Origin of the sequence: Gordonia sp. YY1, assembly GCF_009872315.1 — a bacterium.
Classification (GTDB): Bacteria; Actinomycetota; Actinomycetes; order Mycobacteriales; family Mycobacteriaceae; genus Gordonia; species Gordonia amicalis.
In genome coordinates this window covers 296,148-311,292 of sequence record NZ_WXYI01000001.1, presented here as the reverse complement: position 1 = coordinate 311,292, position 15,145 = coordinate 296,148, and the positions used below count along the sequence as shown (strand labels likewise).

The following is a 15,145-nucleotide window of genomic DNA, read 5'->3' as shown; positions in this document are numbered from 1 at the left end:
TGACATGACGGATCTGCCCCTAACCGGTGTACGGGTCGTCGACGTGACCGACGGCCTCGGTGAGTCGTGCGGCCGGTTTCTCGCCGACCTGGGCGCCGAGGTGGTCCGCGTGGAGCGGCCCGGTGGTTCGGCCTCACGCCGGTCCCAGCCGGTCGAATCCGGGATCAGCATCCCGTTCGCATTGAACAACGCGAACAAGCGGGTCGTCGTCCTGGATCTGGACTCCGGACCGGACCGGACTCGTTTCCTGGATCAGGTTGCCGCCGCCGACATCCTGGTGGAGAGCACGCCGAACGGGCTGCCGACAGGTACGGGGTTGGGCGCCGCAGACCTCCTGGCCATGGCCCCCGGACTCGTCGCCGTCTCGATCAGCGGGTTCGGTCAGACCGGTCCGTACCGGGACTGGGCCGCGACCGAATCCGTGATCTACGCGATGAGCGGGGTGCTGTCCCGATCCGGCGAACCGGGCCGTGAACCGCTTCTGCCGCCGGCCGGCCTCGTCGAGCAGTCGGTGGGGGTGCACGCCGCATGGTCGGCGTTGCTGGCCTACTACGACCGACTCCGGACCGGCAGCGGACAACTCGTGGACATCTCGGCATTCGAGTCGGTGGTCCACGGCTTCGATCCCGGCTTCGGCGTGCAGGGGTCCGCCGCGGCCGGTCGTCGTGACGACTTCCCGCGTGGGCGTCCCGATGCGGCGAATTAATTTCTATCCGGTCCTGCGGTGTGCGGACGGACAGGTGCGAATCTGCCTGCTGGCCAAGCGGCAGTGGCGCGCGATGTTCGCCTGGCTCGGCGAGCCCGAGGAGTTCGCCGACCCCGCCTACGACACGATTCCGGCGCGCTTCGCCGCGGCCGACCGGCTGCATCCACTCATCGAAGAGCTCTTCGCCGGGCGCACGCGCGACGAACTGGTCGCCGAGGGTGCCGCGCGCGGGATTCCGATCGGGGGCGTGCTGCGTCCCTCGGAGGTGCTCACCAACGACCACTTCGCGGCTTCCGGCACCCTCGTCGACGTCGAGATCGCCCCGGGTGTCGAAGCGCGCATTCCGTCGGGTTACGTCAAGTTCGACCGACAGCGCGCAGGCTTCCGGCACGGCGCGCAGTCGCTCGACGAAGCGGCCGACTTCTGGTCCGGGACAAACGATCTCCACGAGTCGATCCCCGACGCGGGCGTGGCGGGGCCCCATCCGTTCACGGGGCTGCGTGTGCTCGACCTCGGTGTGGTCGTCTTCGGCGCCGAACTCGGTCGCCAGTTCGCCGACCACGGCGCGGACGTGATCAAGGTCGAGAACCGCGACTTCCCGGACGGTCTCCGCCAGTCGAAGAGGGGCGCTTCGCTCGCCGCATCCGTGGCGTGGGGACATCGCAACCGCCGCTCGCTGGGCGTCAACCTCCGCACCGACGAAGGCCGGGAAGTGTTCCGGCAGCTGGCCGCCGAAGCCGACGTGGTCCTGGCCAACTTCAAGCCCGGAACCCTCGACTCGATGGGGATCGGCTACGACGAACTGCGCAAGATCAATCCGCGCATCATCGTCTCCGACGGCAGCGCCTTCGGCAGCACCGGTCCGTGGAACAACCGACTCGGGTACGGGCCACTCGTGCGCGCGGCCTGCGGGGTCTCCGCACTGTGGCGATACTCCGACGCCGACACCGGCCTGAGCGACGGCTCGACCGTCTACCCCGACCACATCGGCGGCCAGGTCGCGGCGGTGGCCGTACTCGCCGCGCTGATCGCCCGACTGTCGCACGGTCGCGGTGCCGAGATCGAGGTGGCGCAGGCCGACGCCGCTCTCGTCGCGCTCGGCGGGCAACTCGTCCGCGAATCGCTGGCGCCGGGATCGGTGTCGGCGGTGGGCAACACCGACCCGTTCGCCGCGCCCGCGGGCGTGTACCCGTGTGCCGGTGACGACGAGTGGTGCGTGGTCGCCGTCCGCGATGATCAGGACTGGCGCAACCTCACTCACCTCATCGGCCGCGACGATCTCGCCGGCGACCCCCGATTCGACGGCGTGGCCAAGCGGATCGAGAACCGCGACGAGGCGGACAAGGTGCTGACCGAATGGCTGTCGGAGCGGACGCCGACCGAGGCGATGACCGCCCTGCAGGAGGCCGGCGTACCCGCCGGGGCGATGGTCCGGCTTCCCGAACTGCTGACCGACCCGCACCTGTCGGCGCGTGAGGCCTACACCCAACTCGAGCATCCGCTGCTCCCGGCGCCCCTGCCCACCGCGGTGCGCGTCGCGCGGTTCACCTCGATTGCCGACGCGCCCCTACGGCCGGCCCCTCTGCCCGGCGCCGACACGCACGAGATCGCCGTGGAGCTGCTGGGCCTCGACGAGGCCGGGTACAGCAGGCTCGTCGCCGACGGAGTGCTCCAGCCACTCGAGGAGAGTGCACGATGATCACCTATGAATGGCGTCCTCGCCTCGAGGGCGACGAACTCGACGAAGTGATCGAACTCGTCACCACCGCAGCCGAATACGACGACGAGGCCGGGTTCTCACACATCGACCCCGCGTTGGTGAGGGAGGTCGGTGACGGTACCCGCACCGTTGCGCACCTGCCCATCAAGGCACGTCGCGATCTCAGCCCGCTCGAGGACGTCCCGATGGTGATCGTGGCGTACCTGAACCTCACGGTCGACGCGGACGGGTTGGGGACCGTCTCCTGTGTGGTTCATCCGGACTACCGGTCGCGCGGTATCACGACCCTGCTCGTCGAGGAGATGGGTCTCGACACGGCCGGCCCGGACGGCTGGGATCACACCGGCGCCACCGCACTTCGGTGCTGGGCATATTCGACGCATCCCGCTTCGGGGCGCCTGACCCGGCGGTTCGGTGTCCCGGCGGTCAGCCGGCAGTGGACCCTGGTGCGGCACCTGACCGGGCCGTTCGCGCTGCCGCTGGACAAGCCGGTGGTCCCGGCCGGGGTCACCCTCACCGAGCCGCGGGAACTCACGGCCGACGACCCGGTGCTCGCCGATGTCCTCGAATCCGCCGAACTCGCACCGCGGCACCGTGATCGCATCACCGACGAGCTGCGGCTCGGCGGCAGGTTGATCGCCGATGCACGGAACGCGGACGGAGACGTACTGGGCTTCGTGTGGTTCTCGATCGACCACCGCCGTCACCTCGACCTCAGGTCTGCGCCGGTCCACGCGCTGGTCCTCTCGGCCGCCGCGCGCGGCGAGGGCGTGGGCGCCGCGCTCCTGCTCGGTGCGCTCTGGCACCAGATCGACGCCGACGTCCAGCTGTCCACGTTGCGAATCGATCCGGAGGACACGGGCGCGGTCCGGATGTGTCGTCTGCTCGGCTACGAGCAAGAGGACGTGCACTCCTGCTACCAGGTCGGCGAGAGCGCGAGTCCGCCACCGGCATTCCGCTGACACGACGTCACGACATGTGAGAAGGCCCTAGATGAACGACAACCTGACCGGCGTCGGCGTGCTCGACCATCACAAGCTGCGCGTCGTCGCGAAAGAGGTTGCGGCCGAAGGGGTCGTATCGCTCGTCCTCGCCGACCCCGACGGCGGCGACCTCCCGGCGTGGTCGCCGGGCGCGCACCTCGATCTGGTGCTCGGGCAGAACCTGATCCGCCAGTACTCCCTGTGCGGTGCGGTCACCGACCGGCGTCATCTCCGGGTGGCGGTCCTGCGCGAACCGGAGGGGCGCGGTGGGTCGCAGAGCGTGCACGATGACGTGGCGGTCGGCGACCTGATCGCGGTCAAGGGGCCGCGGAACAACTTCCCGCTCGTCGACGCACCGGCCTACCTGTTCGTCGCCGGCGGAATCGGTATCACCCCGCTGAAGCCGATGATCGCCGAGGTCGACGGGTGCGGTGCCGAGTGGACCCTGCTCTACGGTGGCCGGACGGCGGCGGGGATGGCGTTCGCGGATGTTCTGGCACAAGAGTATTCGGATCGGGTGCAGGTGAGGCCGCAGGACGAGCACGGACTGCTCGACCTCGACGCGGCACTCGACGCCGTGAGTCCGGGTACTGCCGTCTACTGCTGCGGACCCGAACCGTTGCTGGCGGCTCTCGAAGAGAAGTGCCGGTCCCGCGGCGTCGAACTACACCTGGAGCGGTTTTCGCCGAAGTCCGTTCCGTCCGAATCGGATTCACCCGGCGATGCGTTCGAGGTGGTCCTCCACCGAAGCGGACGGACGGTGACCGTCGGAGCGGACGAGACGGTCCTCGACGCGCTCCTCCGCGATGGCGTGGAGGTCGACTTCTCCTGCCGCGAGGGCACCTGCGGAACATGCGAACAGACCGTCCTCGACGGCGTTCCGGACCACCGGGATTCGGTGCTCGACGACGACGAGCAGGCCGCGAACGACTGCATGATGGTCTGCGTCTCGCGCAGCTGCTCGGCGCGGCTGGTTCTGGATCTCTGACCCGAAAGGACCGTCCGAGCGCGCCCATCGTCAGCCCGCTGCGACCTCGTCCGCGGCCGGGAGGTCGTGATCCCGGATGATGCCGTGCAGGAAGCTCCGCATCATCGCCTCGAACAGCTGCTTCTGGGTCAGTTCGTTCTTCGACAACGCCTCGGCGAGAAGCGGTTGCGAATCGGCCGACACGTTGGGGAAGATCGCCGAGCGCGGTCGCGGCGGCCGCATCGCCTCCATGAGTACCGCGCCGATGGACAGCGTCTCCATGCCGTCGAGGATGCGGACATGCAGGTCGACGGGGACTCCTGACTCCAGCAGGAACTCGGCGGTGTCCTCGTAGGTGGCGGTGAACAGGTCGCGGGGCAGGTGCTGCAGCAGAACCGGTGCGGCATTGCGATGACGGAGGATCGACTGCCGGAAGTTCAGGGCCAGGTTCACGAAGAACTCCGGCCAGTCCGGTCCGGGTTTCATCCGGGGCCGGCGCACCGCGGTGCCGGCGATGTACCGGGCGACCTCGGTGAGGATCTCGTTCTTGTCGTCGAAGTGGTGGTACAACGACGGCGCGCGGACCCCGAGATGCTTGGCGAGTTTGGGGAGGCTGAAGGCGTCGAGCCCTTCGGAGTCGATGATCTCGATCGATGCCATCACGGCGGCATCGCGACTGATCAACGGCTTGGACGGCCGTGCCATTGTTCCCCTCTCAGCGCGTCACAAAGTGCGGCACACCTTATGCGCGCCCGCATCTGACCTAACCACAGTAGTTTCTGCGTGACCGATCGTCCATGTGGTGGGGGCGATTCTCTCCGGTCAGTCCAGGCGGCGCTCGGCGTACGCCCTGAGCTCCTCCACCTGGACCGGGTCGAGGGAGGGGCGGACCCGTCGCCGGGCCTCGGTGACATCGTCGGCGGTGACCGCGGCGGCGTTGATGTCCCGGCGCATCGCCGACAGGGCGGCTTCGCGCAGGAGCGCCGAACAATCTGCGGCGGAATAGCCGTCGAGGTCGGCCGCGAGTTCGTCGAGGTCGATGTCGTCGAGCGGGACGTCGCGGCCGCTGGCGCGCAGGATGTCACCGCGGGCGGCGGCATCCGGCGGCGGTACGAAGACCAGTCGTTCGAGGCGTCCGGGCCGCAGCAGAGCGGGATCGATGAGATCGGGCCGGTTGGTGGCGCCGAGCACGACCACGTCCTGCAGCGGTTCGACCCCGTCGAGTTCGGTGAGCAGCGAGGCCACCACGCGGTCGCCGACCCCGGAGTCGGTGGACTGTCCGCGGCGGGGAGCGAGGGCGTCGACCTCGTCGAGGAAGATCAGCGACGGCGCCGATTCCCGTGCGCGGGCGAAGAGGTCACGGACCGCCTTCTCCGACGAGCCGACCCACTTGTCCATCAGCTCAGCACCTTTGACGGTGTGCACCGACAACTGGCCGGACGCGGCGAGCGCCCGCACGACGAAGGTCTTGCCGCAGCCGGGCGGGCCGAAGAGCAGCACACCGCGCGGCGGGTCGACGCCGAGACGGGCGAAGGTGTCGGGGTGCTGCAACGGCCACAGCACGGCCTCGGTCAGGGCCTGCTTGGTCTCGACCATGTCGCCGACGTCGGCGAGCGTGATCGAACCCAGGGCCACCTCGGGTGAATCCGACCGTGAGACCGGGCGGATCACGTCGAGCGCGCCCACCAGGTCCTCGGTGCGGAGTGCCGGTTCGGACCTGGTGTTGCTGGCACGGGTGGCGGCGCGCAGCGCGGCCTCCCGGGTGAGCGCGGCGAGGTCGCCGGCGACGAAGCCGGGCGTGCGTGCGGCCACCGAGTCGAGGTCCAGGTCGCCCTCGGTCGGAACCGTCGACAGGATCGCCGACATCAGCCGCGCCCGCGTCGCGGCGTCGGGTAGGCCGATGATCAGTTCGCGGTCGCACAACGACGGATCGCGAAGGCGCGAGTCGAGGCGGACCGGCTCGGCCGTGGTCGCGACGAGTGCGATGCGACCGTCGGCGATGCCCGACCGCAACTCGTCGAGGATGAGGGTGGCGACCGGCTCGGGTTCGGACGGCAACAGGGCGTCGACGTCGGTGATGAGCAGGACCCCACCGGTCGCGCGGGCCCGGGCGACGGCGTCGGAGACCGTGCGCAGGCGGGTGTTGGGTTCGGTCGCGCCGGTCGTCGGGCCGTCGACGGTGACGAGTGTGCGTTTCGCGCAGACCGACCGCACCACTGTCGCCTTGCCGCCGCCGGCCGGCCCGGTCACCAGGACACCGAGGCGGGGTGCGGCTCCCAGGGTGCGCAGCACGTCGGGCTCGTCGAGCGTGATCGCCAGCCATTCGGTGAGCTTGGTGATCTGGGAATCGACGCCGACCAGCTCGGACACCGGCCGGACCGGGACGTCCGGCTCCTCCACCGGGAGGCGGCCGACGCCGGCCGCGGTCGCCGGGGCGGGTGCGCTGACCTGCGCCTCGGGCACGATGCCGAGTGCGCCCGGAAGACGCGGTGAACCGGTGCGGTCGTCGCCGAGCGGGGGTACCACGCCGGCGGTCGTCGACCACAACACCGCGGTGTTGGTCTGGACGCTGACGGGGGAGCCGGGATCGGTGCCGGTGACCGTGAGCAGTTCGGTGGTCCAGGTGATGCCGACGGACCGGGCCAGGGCGCGCGTCGCCTCGGTGGCGGCGAGTTCGGGGCCGAGGTCGCGCGGCAGCAACGACACCGCGTCGCCGACCGACAGCACCTTGCCGAGCAGCGCGCGCCGGAGCGTGGACTCGGTGATCGACTGGGTGGCCAGTACCGAACCGTTCACGATCACCCGGCTCGCCCCGTGCACGACCACCGGTGCCAGCACCACCGAGGCGTTCTCTCTGACCCCGGCGTTGGAGAAGAGGATCTCGTCGAGCAGCGCGATCCCGGTCGGCGACGCCGCGCCGGTCGCCGCGACCACCGCGGCGGTCACGCGGGCGCCGGTGATCGACACGGCGTCCCATTCCCGCAGCGACAGCGCGGTCAGCACCTCGGGATGGACCCGGATGATGCCGCGCCGGGCCTCGGCCGCGGAGGTGTTGAGCCGCGCGGTAAGCGTCAGGGACACCTGTGAGCTCACTCGGTCTCGCTTTCGGCTTCGGCGGCCACCGGTCCAGCGCCGGCGGTCGCGGCGTTCCGGTCCGCGGTGTCGTCCTCGGTCGGGCGATCAGCGGGCTGGTGAGCAATGGCCGGGGCGCCGGTCGGACGGTTGAGGCCGAGCCGGCGCTGCGACTTGAGGACGGGGCGTCGTCGACGGCCGTCGGGCTCGGTCTTCGACGCCTTCCGCTGTGCGCGACGTTCGGCGGGCCTCTCCTCCCAGTACTCCGGTCGGGAGGCGACCCAGCGCCGTGAGCGCCACGCGAACGGGATGTGGATCGCGTAACCGAGGATCGCGATCATCATCAGCACGTACGGGTAGGTCAGCAGGAGTGCCGCGCCGACCGCGACGAGGACGAGGAGACCGGCGACCGCGCGGGGCGGGATCGACGCGGTCTTCAGCGACGCGGTCGGGACCCGGCTGACGGCGAGGAAGGCCACCAGGACCAGCCAGCCGCCGACGGCGGGAAGCGACGTCCACCAGCCCTCACCGAACTGCTGGGCGAGACCGATCGGCAGCAGCGCGGCGATGGCGGCCGCGGGCGCCGGAACGCCGACGAAGAAGTCCCTGGTGTAGCCGGGTGCCTCCTCGTCGTCGAGCAGGGTGTTGAAGCGGGCCAGGCGCAGCACGACCGCGCAGCAGTAGACGAGCGCCAGCGCCCAACCGAGATCCTGGCCCTCGAGCAGGTGGAAGTAGACGATCATCGCCGGCACCACGCCGAAGTTGATCGCGTCGGCCAGGGAGTCGATCTCGGCGCCGATCCGGCTGGTCGCGCCCATGAGCCGGGCGACCCGTCCGTCGATGCCGTCGAGGAAGGCCGCGGCCACGAGCAGACCCATGGCGGCGTCGATGTCACCGGTGGTCGCCGCGCGCATCGCCGTCAGTCCGGCGCAGATCGCGAGGATCGTCAGCGACGACGGGATGATGATGCGCCCGGCCTGCGCCTGTCGGCGGACGCGACGCCGCTCGGGTTCCCGTGGCGCCGCCGGTGTCGGGGCGTGGGCCTGCGCCTGGCGTCGTGCCGACCGCGCGGTGGGGTTGCGGGTCGTGGAGGGTCGGGTCGGTCGGCGGATCCCGGGGCCACCGGCCCGGAGTCCGGAGTGGCCGTCGGAGGAGTTCGCTGCTGGGGGGTTCACGGGCGGGCCGGGTCAGAGATCCAGGTAGGCGAACGGGGTCTCGCCGCCGACGGCGCGCTGACCCACCGAGACGCGGGGAGTGGTGCCCTCGGGGAAGTAGACGTCGACCCGGGAGCCGAAGCGGATCAGCCCGTAGGTGTCGCCGAGACGCAGCGTGTCGCCGACCTCCGGATCGCAGACGATCCGGCGTGCGACGAGTCCGGCGATCTGGACGACCGCCAGGTCCGGCCCCGCCCCTCCGCCGGTCGCCGTGGTGCGGATGGTCATCGTGGTGCGCTCGTTGTCGCGGCTGGCCTCGGGCAGGTCCGCGGACAGGAATGCTCCGGGCGTGTGGGTCACCGCGGTGACCGTACCGGCGATGGGCACACGCTGCACGTGGACGTCGAAGATCGACAGGAAGGTCGAGACGCGGGGCAGCGGCTCGGTGCCCAGGCCCGATTCGGCGGGCGGCACCGCCTCGTCGACCAGCGCGATCGTGCCGTCGGCGGGGGCGACGACCACGCCCGGCTCGGTCGGCGGGATACGGCCGGGGTGGCGGAAGAAGGCGGCACAGGCGCCGGCGGTGAGGGCCGCGGGGCGAGCGATCCAGCGGTGGCGGCGCCCGAGGAGCGCGATCGCCGCGGGAGCGGCGACGAACGGGATACCCGCCGGATGGATCGGTGGGATGGTCTCGCGGGCCAGGTCTAGGAAATGGGCGACACGGCCGGTGTTGCCCTCGTCCGGACGCGGACGTCTGGCCACGATCTACCTCCTGTTGTGCCCGGTGTGGGGCGACTCGATGAAACCTCGTGCACCACGGTGGGTGCGACTCCGGTCCAGCTTAGAGCTCAGCGCAGGACGAGCACGTCGACCGGAGATCCGGCGGCCAGGCCGTCGGTCTCGGTGGGCACGTCGATGAGCGCATCGGCCTCGGCGAGGAACCGCAGGTGATGGGACGCGGGCGGCCCGATCGGATCGACGACGACGCCCGATCCGCCCTCGTCCGTCCGAAGGACTCCGCGCAGGAATTGCCTCTTGCCCTGCGGTGAGCGGATGTCGGCGCCCAGGCGCGCGGTCACACGAGGCCGGTGCGGCGGCAACCCCGTCGCGGTGCGGAGGGCGGGCCGGATGAAGACCTCGAAGGACACCAGGGCGCTGACCGGGTTGCCCGGCAGTGTGATGATCGGCACGGTGGGTCCGGCCGTCCCGTCGGACCCGGCGGACGCGACGTGGTGACCGCACCCCTGCGGCATGCCCGGTTGCATCGCGACCTTGACGAACTCGACGGAACCGGTGGCCGACAGCGCGTCCTTCACGACCTCGAAGGCGCCCGCACTCACACCCCCGGACGTGATGATCAGGTCGGCCTCGCCGGCGACCTCGTCGAGACGCGCGAGGAAGTCGCCGGTGTCGTCCGGCACGAAGTGCACATGCCGGCCGAGCGCGCCGGCCTCGATGGCCGCGGCGGTGAGCATCGCCCCGTTCGATTCGTAGATCTGGCCGTGCTGCAACGGGTTTCCGGGTTCGACGAGTTCCGAACCGGTGGACAGGACCTCGACGCGCAGCGGGCGCGCGACGGTGACCTCGACGATCCCGAGCGCGGCGAGCAGCCCGACCTGCGGCGCGCCGATCACGGTGCCGGCGGGCAGTGCCCGTGCTCCCCGCCCGATGTCGGACCCCGCGCGCCGGATGTGTTTGCCGGACTCGACCGGTGCCGTGAAGGTGACCGTCTCGGCGGCCGCGACCGGGCCGATCACCGCGTCGGTCAGTTCCACCGGCACCACCGCGTCGGCGCCGGCCGGCAACGGGGCGCCGGTCATGATCCGGTGCGCGGTGCCGGGCGCGAGCGTGAGGGTGTCGGTGCGCCCGGCCGGGATGTCCGCGGCGACGGGCAGTGTGACGGGGGAGTCGGGGCCGGCGGAGGCGAGATCCGCGGCGAGGACGGCGAATCCGTCCATCGCGGAGTTGTCGAAGCCGGGCAGCGACAGTGGTGCGTCGACGTCGGCGAGCGTTGCCCGGCCCAGTGCCTCCGGGACGGGCAGCCGGACGGGGACGGGTGGGCCGAACAGCGCCGCGACGACGGCCTGATGCTCTGCGACGGTACGCATGCGCTCAGGATGCCAGGTGGGCGGTCGCGTCTCGCCGCGGTCCCCGATTCGCGGGATGCCTGCACTGCGTCGCCGGGGACCGCGGACTACATTCGTGCCCATGGCATTGGGTCTGCTTCTCGACATCGACGGGGTGATGGTCACCTCGTGGAAGGCTCTGCCCGGCGCGGTGGAGGCCGTCTCCCGACTCGCCGACCGCAAGATCCCGCGGATGTTCCTGACCAACACCACCTCGCGCTCGCGCAACGAGATCGCGGAACTGCTGAACGACTGCGGTTTCTTCGTCGACGGCGGCGAGATCCTGACCGCCGCGAAGCTGACCTCCGAGTATGTGGCGTCGACCTTCCCGGGAAAGCGGGTGTGGGTTCTCAACCAGGGGCCGATCGCGGAGGACATGACCGGCGTCGAACTCACCGACGACCCGTCGGACGCGGAGGTCGTGGTTCTCGGTGGGGCCGGGCCCGTGTTCACCCACCACGCGCTGTCGAAGGTGCTCGAGATGCTGCTCGACGGCGTGCCGGTCATCGCCATGCACCGTTCGATGACGTGGTCGACGGCCGACGGGCTGTCGATCGACACCGGCGTGTACCTCGAGGGCCTCGAGAAGGCATCGGGCAAGAAGATCAAGGCGATCGGCAAACCGTCGCCACTCGGGTTCCGGGCCGCCACCGACATGTTAGGGCTGGAGCCCAACCAGGTGGTGATGGTCGGGGACGACATGCACAACGACGTCCTGGGCGCGCAGGCGTCGGCGCTGATCGGTGTGCTGGTACGCACCGGCAAGTTCCGCGAGGAGGCGCTGAACGCGCTGCAGCGTGACGAGTTCGGGCCCTACCCGGACCACGTCATCGACTCGGTGGCCGACCTCCCCGAGCTGATCGACAAGATCAGCCGAACCTGATGGCCCTCAGACGCGGTCGAGCTTGCTCTCCGCGGCGCGCTTGATCTTGCCGAGGGTCTCGGCCATGCCGAGCTTGAGTTCGGCCTCGAAGGACTCGGTGCCGCCCATGACCTTGTCCACGAGGACCGACGACACCTTGGTGGTGGTGCCGTTCAGCTCACGACGTTCGGTCACGGTGACGCCCGACCCGTTCGGGGTGATGGTGTAGCTCCACACGGTGCGGTTCTCGGCCACGCGGAACGCGATCTCCTGGTTCGGCGTGAAGCGCACGACCTTGGAGGTGGTCGGCCACACCAGCGGTCCCCGGCGGTTGATGTTGATGGTCTTCGTCCCCAACCCGACGGTGCCGCCGCGGATGATCATCTTCTTGCACTGCGGGCTCCACTCGCCCATACGCTGGAGATCGGAGATCACCGACCACACCTGTGCGGGAGTGGCGTCGATGTCGATGGACTCTTCGATGAGTGATGCGGTCATGGTCGCCAACAGTATGGGCTTGTAGGCGCACCGTCAATACGTTGTTGGCGGACCGTCAACAAGCGCGATCGGTGCGACGGAGGGGCTCAGACCAGCAGTGTGATGCCGATGACGGCGCCGATGCCGACGAATACGGCAGCGGTGATCCACCCGGCGGGGTGCTCGTCGTTCTCGAGGAGCAGCGTGCCCAGCTTGCCGGGGGTCAGCCAGTCGATGAGCACGAACGACCACATCATCACGGCGATCGTCAGGACGACGTAGGCGGCGGTGTAGAGGAGCGCGCGCCACAGTGCGAGGAGTTCGGTGTCGACGACCGAACAGGCGAGCACGATGGCCAGTCCGATCACCATCGACGTGGTGAGGATGACCGCGTTGCGGTTGTGGTCGACCCACACCAGCTGCCGCAGACGGCCGGGGGTCACCAGATCGAGCGCCACGAATCCGACGACGAGCAAGGCGATCCCGACAAGGCTGAACGACGCCCCGGCGGCCAGATTGTCACGCAGCAGTTCCATCCGAGTCCCTCTCGCTCATCGACGCTCGCTGAGAACACTATCGGTGGGCGATGCGGAAAGGCCGTCCGACACGTGTCTGCGCAGGGCGGATCGCCCTCGCTCCCTGAGGCAGCGATTGAAGTGCCTCAGGGAGCGAGGAGGGGTGTCAGCCGACGCTGAGCATGTCGTAGGAACCGAGGTCCTTCGACAGCTTGGTGACGTGCGCGTCCGCGTCACCGAGGGTGTGGCTGATCGCGGTGAGGCGGCTCACGTAGTGCGCGATCGGGTATTCGGCGGTCATGCCGATGCCGCCGTGCATCTGGATGGCCTCCTGGCCGATGAGGCGTGCCGAACGCACGGTCTGCAGCTTCACCCGCGAGGCGATGGCCGCGTCGGCGACGCCGTCGGCGAGTGCGGTCGTCGCGTACAGCACCAGGCTGCGCGCGAGTTCGAGCTGGACGTACATGTCCGCAGCGCGATGGGTGAGCGCCTGGAAGGTCGCCAGCGGAACGCCGAACTGCTTGCGCGACTTGAGGTATTCGACGGTCAGCTCGAGGCTGCGTTCCATCGCGCCGAGGGCTTCGGCGCACAGCGCGGTCTGGATGCCGATCTCCGCGTTGGCGATGAGCTCCGACGCGTCGCCGCTGCCGAGGCGCGTGGCCTTCGCGTCGTTGAAGGTGATCTCGGCACCGCGTCGACGATCGTGCGTGCGGTAGGGGGTGCGGGTGACACCCTCGGCGTCGGCGTCGACGAGGAAGAGGCCCACCTCGTCGCCGGCGCGTGCCGAGACGATCAGCTTGTGCGCTGCGTCGCCATGTCCGACAAGGGTTTTGGTTCCGTTGAGCACGCCGTCGGCGGTGGCGGTGGTGGCCACCGCGGCCACCGGCCAGCGGTCGCCGGGCTCGTTGTGGGCGAAGGCCATGAGCAGCTCGCCGGAGGCGAGGCCCTCACGCAGCTCGCCACGGGTCGCGTCGTCGGCGGCCTCGAGGAGCGAGCCCGGGACGAGCACCGAGTCCAGGTAGGGCTCGGGTGCCAGGGCGCGACCGAGTTCGGTCATCACGCTGGTGAACTCGACCGGTCCGGCGTCCATGCCGCCCTCGGACTCGGGGAAGGTCAGACCGAGGATGCCGATCTCCGCGAGGGACTTCCACACCTTCTCGCTCCAGCCGAGATCGGTGTCGGTCACCTTGCGGAGGGTCTCCACGTCGTAGGTCTTGGTGAGGACCTCGCGCACGGTGTCGCGCAACATCCCCTGTTCTTCGGAAAGCTCGAAATCCATTGTCGTCCTTGGTCTGTGAAGTCGAAAGTGAGGTCAGTGGGGCCGGCGGTCAGAGACCGAGGACCGCCTTGTCGATGATCTGGCGCTGGACCTCGGAGGAACCGCCGTAGATCGAGACCTTGCGGTAGTTCAGGTAGGTCGGCGCGGCGAGCTGGGCCCACTCGGGAGAGGTGACCGCTGCGCTGCCGTTCGCGGCGTCGACGTCGACCCCGGCGACCGGGAGCGAGTCCGGTCCGGCGATGTCGGCGATGAGTTCCATGGCGGCCTGCTGCAGCTGGCTTCCCTTGAGCTTCAGCAGCGACGACGCCGGGTTCGGCTTGCCGTCGGCCGACGACGCGGCGACGCGGAGCTGGGTGATCTCGAGGGCGAGCAGCTCGTTCTCCAGTTCGGCCAGGCGGGTGGCGAACAGCGGGTCGTCGAGCAGCGTGCCGTTGGCGGTGCGGACGCCCCTGGCCAGTTCCTTGGCACGTGCCAGCTTCGACTTCGTGTAGCCGACCCGGGCGATGCCGTTGCGCTCGTTGCCGAGCAGGAACTTGGCCTGCGTCCAGCCGCTGTTCTCCTCGCCGACCATGTTCTCGACGGGCACGCGGACGTCGTTGAAGAAGACCTCGTTGACCTCATAGCTGCCGTCGATGAGCTGGATGGGGCGCAGCTCGATGCCGGGGGTGTCCATCGGGATCAGGAACATGCTGATGCCGGCCTGCTTCTTGACATCCGGGTTGGTCCGGGCGAGCAGGAAGATCCAGTCGGCGAACTGGCCCAGCGTCGTCCAGGTCTTCTGACCGTTGATGACGTAGTGGTCGCCGTCGAGGACCGCGCGGGTCTTGAGCGAGGCGAGGTCGGAGCCGGCTTCGGGTTCGGAGAAGCCCTGGCACCACCAGATGTCGAGGTTGGCGGTCTGGGGGAGGAACTTCTCCTTCATCTCCTGCGACCCGAACTGCGCGATGACCGGACCGATCATGCTGACGTTGAACGGCAGCGGGTCGGGGACGAACGCCAGGCTCATCTCCTCGCGGTAGATGTGGTGCTGGATCGGCGTCCAGTCCTTGCCGCCCCACTCGATCGGCCAGCTCGGGGTCAGCACGCCGTGCTCGTTGAGGACGCGCGAGGCGGTGACGATGTCGTCGGGGTAGTTGAGGTTGCCCTCTTCGTTCCGCTTGCGGATGTCCTCGGGGACCTTCGCGAAGATGCCGCGCAGTTCCTCGCGGAACGCCTCTTCCTCCGGACTGAACTTCAGGTGCATGGGTTCTTCTCTACTCCTGTCGGGGGTTGCCGGGTGTTCGG

12 protein-coding genes and 1 pseudogene are annotated in these 15,145 nt (G+C 69.6%); 4 read left to right on the top strand and 9 right to left on the bottom strand.

From position 1 onward, the window contains the following. Nucleotides 1-4: 4 nt before the first annotated feature. The 3 genes and pseudogenes from BPODLACK_RS23760 to BPODLACK_RS01440 all read left to right on the top strand — a co-directional run bounded on the left by BPODLACK_RS23760 (nucleotide 5) and on the right by BPODLACK_RS01440 (nucleotide 4,397). Nucleotides 5-2,405, top strand: a pseudogene (locus tag BPODLACK_RS23760) (CaiB/BaiF CoA transferase family protein). Continuing rightward, a complete protein-coding gene (locus BPODLACK_RS01445) occupies nucleotides 2,402-3,388 on the top strand; it encodes a GNAT family N-acetyltransferase (RefSeq protein WP_159404567.1) in 987 nt (328 codons plus the stop codon). The pseudogene BPODLACK_RS23760 and the gene BPODLACK_RS01445 overlap by 4 nt, the downstream one beginning before the upstream one ends. Before the next feature lie 31 nt (nucleotides 3,389-3,419). After that, nucleotides 3,420-4,397: a PDR/VanB family oxidoreductase gene (locus BPODLACK_RS01440; protein WP_006436880.1), complete on the top strand. Its 978-nt coding sequence runs from the start codon at nucleotides 3,420-3,422 to the stop codon at nucleotides 4,395-4,397. Between the two features lie 30 nt (nucleotides 4,398-4,427). Here BPODLACK_RS01440 and BPODLACK_RS01435 read toward each other — a convergent pair whose 3' ends face one another. The 5 genes from BPODLACK_RS01435 to moeA form a co-directional block, all read right to left on the bottom strand. After that, nucleotides 4,428-5,081 (bottom strand): TetR family transcriptional regulator, encoded by a 654-nt coding sequence (locus BPODLACK_RS01435; RefSeq protein ID WP_006436879.1) that lies wholly within the window; start codon nucleotides 5,079-5,081, stop codon nucleotides 4,428-4,430. Nucleotides 5,082-5,198: 117 nt separating this feature from the next. Continuing rightward, nucleotides 5,199-7,469: an AAA family ATPase gene (locus BPODLACK_RS01430; protein ID WP_006436878.1), complete on the bottom strand. Its 2,271-nt coding sequence runs from the start codon at nucleotides 7,467-7,469 to the stop codon at nucleotides 5,199-5,201. Continuing rightward, nucleotides 7,466-8,623, bottom strand: a complete 1,158-nt coding sequence (locus tag BPODLACK_RS01425; protein ID WP_006436877.1) for a CDP-alcohol phosphatidyltransferase family protein — start codon at nucleotides 8,621-8,623, stop codon at nucleotides 7,466-7,468. Before BPODLACK_RS01425 ends, BPODLACK_RS01430 begins: the two co-directional genes overlap by 4 nt. A 12-nt stretch (nucleotides 8,624-8,635) precedes the next feature. Next, nucleotides 8,636-9,364 (bottom strand): phosphatidylserine decarboxylase, encoded by a 729-nt coding sequence (locus BPODLACK_RS01420; RefSeq protein ID WP_159404566.1) that lies wholly within the window; start codon nucleotides 9,362-9,364, stop codon nucleotides 8,636-8,638. Nucleotides 9,365-9,450: 86 nt separating this feature from the next. Beyond that, the gene (gene moeA, locus BPODLACK_RS01415) at nucleotides 9,451-10,710 is read right to left on the bottom strand and encodes a molybdopterin molybdotransferase MoeA (RefSeq protein ID WP_006436875.1); all 1,260 of its coding nucleotides are present in this window, start codon (nucleotides 10,708-10,710) and stop codon (nucleotides 9,451-9,453) included. Between the two features lie 100 nt (nucleotides 10,711-10,810). On the opposite strand from moeA, the gene BPODLACK_RS01410 reads away from it, so the two are divergent. Beyond that, nucleotides 10,811-11,611, top strand: a complete 801-nt coding sequence (locus BPODLACK_RS01410; RefSeq protein WP_006436867.1) for an HAD-IIA family hydrolase — start codon at nucleotides 10,811-10,813, stop codon at nucleotides 11,609-11,611. A 6-nt stretch (nucleotides 11,612-11,617) separates the two neighbouring features. On the opposite strand, the gene BPODLACK_RS01405 is transcribed toward BPODLACK_RS01410, so the two are convergent. From BPODLACK_RS01405 to BPODLACK_RS01390, 4 genes are all read right to left on the bottom strand, one after another. Further along, on the bottom strand, nucleotides 11,618-12,088 hold the full coding sequence (locus BPODLACK_RS01405) for an SRPBCC family protein (RefSeq protein ID WP_006436865.1): 471 nt from the start codon (nucleotides 12,086-12,088) through the stop codon (nucleotides 11,618-11,620). Nucleotides 12,089-12,174: 86 nt separating this feature from the next. Beyond that, complete coding sequence (locus BPODLACK_RS01400) at nucleotides 12,175-12,603, bottom strand: DUF350 domain-containing protein (RefSeq protein WP_159404565.1); 429 nt, start codon at nucleotides 12,601-12,603, stop codon at nucleotides 12,175-12,177. A 145-nt stretch (nucleotides 12,604-12,748) separates the two neighbouring features. Further along, nucleotides 12,749-13,861, bottom strand: a complete 1,113-nt coding sequence (locus BPODLACK_RS01395) for an acyl-CoA dehydrogenase family protein (RefSeq protein WP_159404564.1) — start codon at nucleotides 13,859-13,861, stop codon at nucleotides 12,749-12,751. Nucleotides 13,862-13,910: 49 nt separating this feature from the next. Beyond that, nucleotides 13,911-15,104, bottom strand: coding sequence for an acyl-CoA dehydrogenase family protein (locus BPODLACK_RS01390; protein WP_159404563.1), 1,194 nt, complete (start codon nucleotides 15,102-15,104; stop codon nucleotides 13,911-13,913). Between the last annotated feature and the right edge of the window lie 41 nt (nucleotides 15,105-15,145).

What these genes read in the sequence shown, in the direction of transcription:
- BPODLACK_RS01445 (WP_159404567.1), top strand. Translation starts at nt 2,402, where the DNA reads ATGATCACCTATGAATGGCGTCCTCGCCTCGAGGGCGACGAACTCGAC.
- BPODLACK_RS01440 (WP_006436880.1), top strand. Translation starts at nt 3,420, where the DNA reads ATGAACGACAACCTGACCGGCGTCGGCGTGCTCGACCATCACAAGCTG.
- BPODLACK_RS01435 (WP_006436879.1), bottom strand. Translation starts at nt 5,081, where the DNA reads ATGGCACGGCCGTCCAAGCCGTTGATCAGTCGCGATGCCGCCGTGATG.
- moeA (WP_006436875.1), bottom strand. Translation starts at nt 10,710, where the DNA reads ATGCGTACCGTCGCAGAGCATCAGGCCGTCGTCGCGGCGCTGTTCGGC.
- BPODLACK_RS01410 (WP_006436867.1), top strand. Translation starts at nt 10,811, where the DNA reads ATGGCATTGGGTCTGCTTCTCGACATCGACGGGGTGATGGTCACCTCG.
- BPODLACK_RS01405 (WP_006436865.1), bottom strand. Translation starts at nt 12,088, where the DNA reads ATGACCGCATCACTCATCGAAGAGTCCATCGACATCGACGCCACTCCC.
- BPODLACK_RS01400 (WP_159404565.1), bottom strand. Translation starts at nt 12,603, where the DNA reads ATGGAACTGCTGCGTGACAATCTGGCCGCCGGGGCGTCGTTCAGCCTT.
- BPODLACK_RS01395 (WP_159404564.1), bottom strand. Translation starts at nt 13,861, where the DNA reads ATGGATTTCGAGCTTTCCGAAGAACAGGGGATGTTGCGCGACACCGTG.
- BPODLACK_RS01390 (WP_159404563.1), bottom strand. Translation starts at nt 15,104, where the DNA reads ATGCACCTGAAGTTCAGTCCGGAGGAAGAGGCGTTCCGCGAGGAACTG.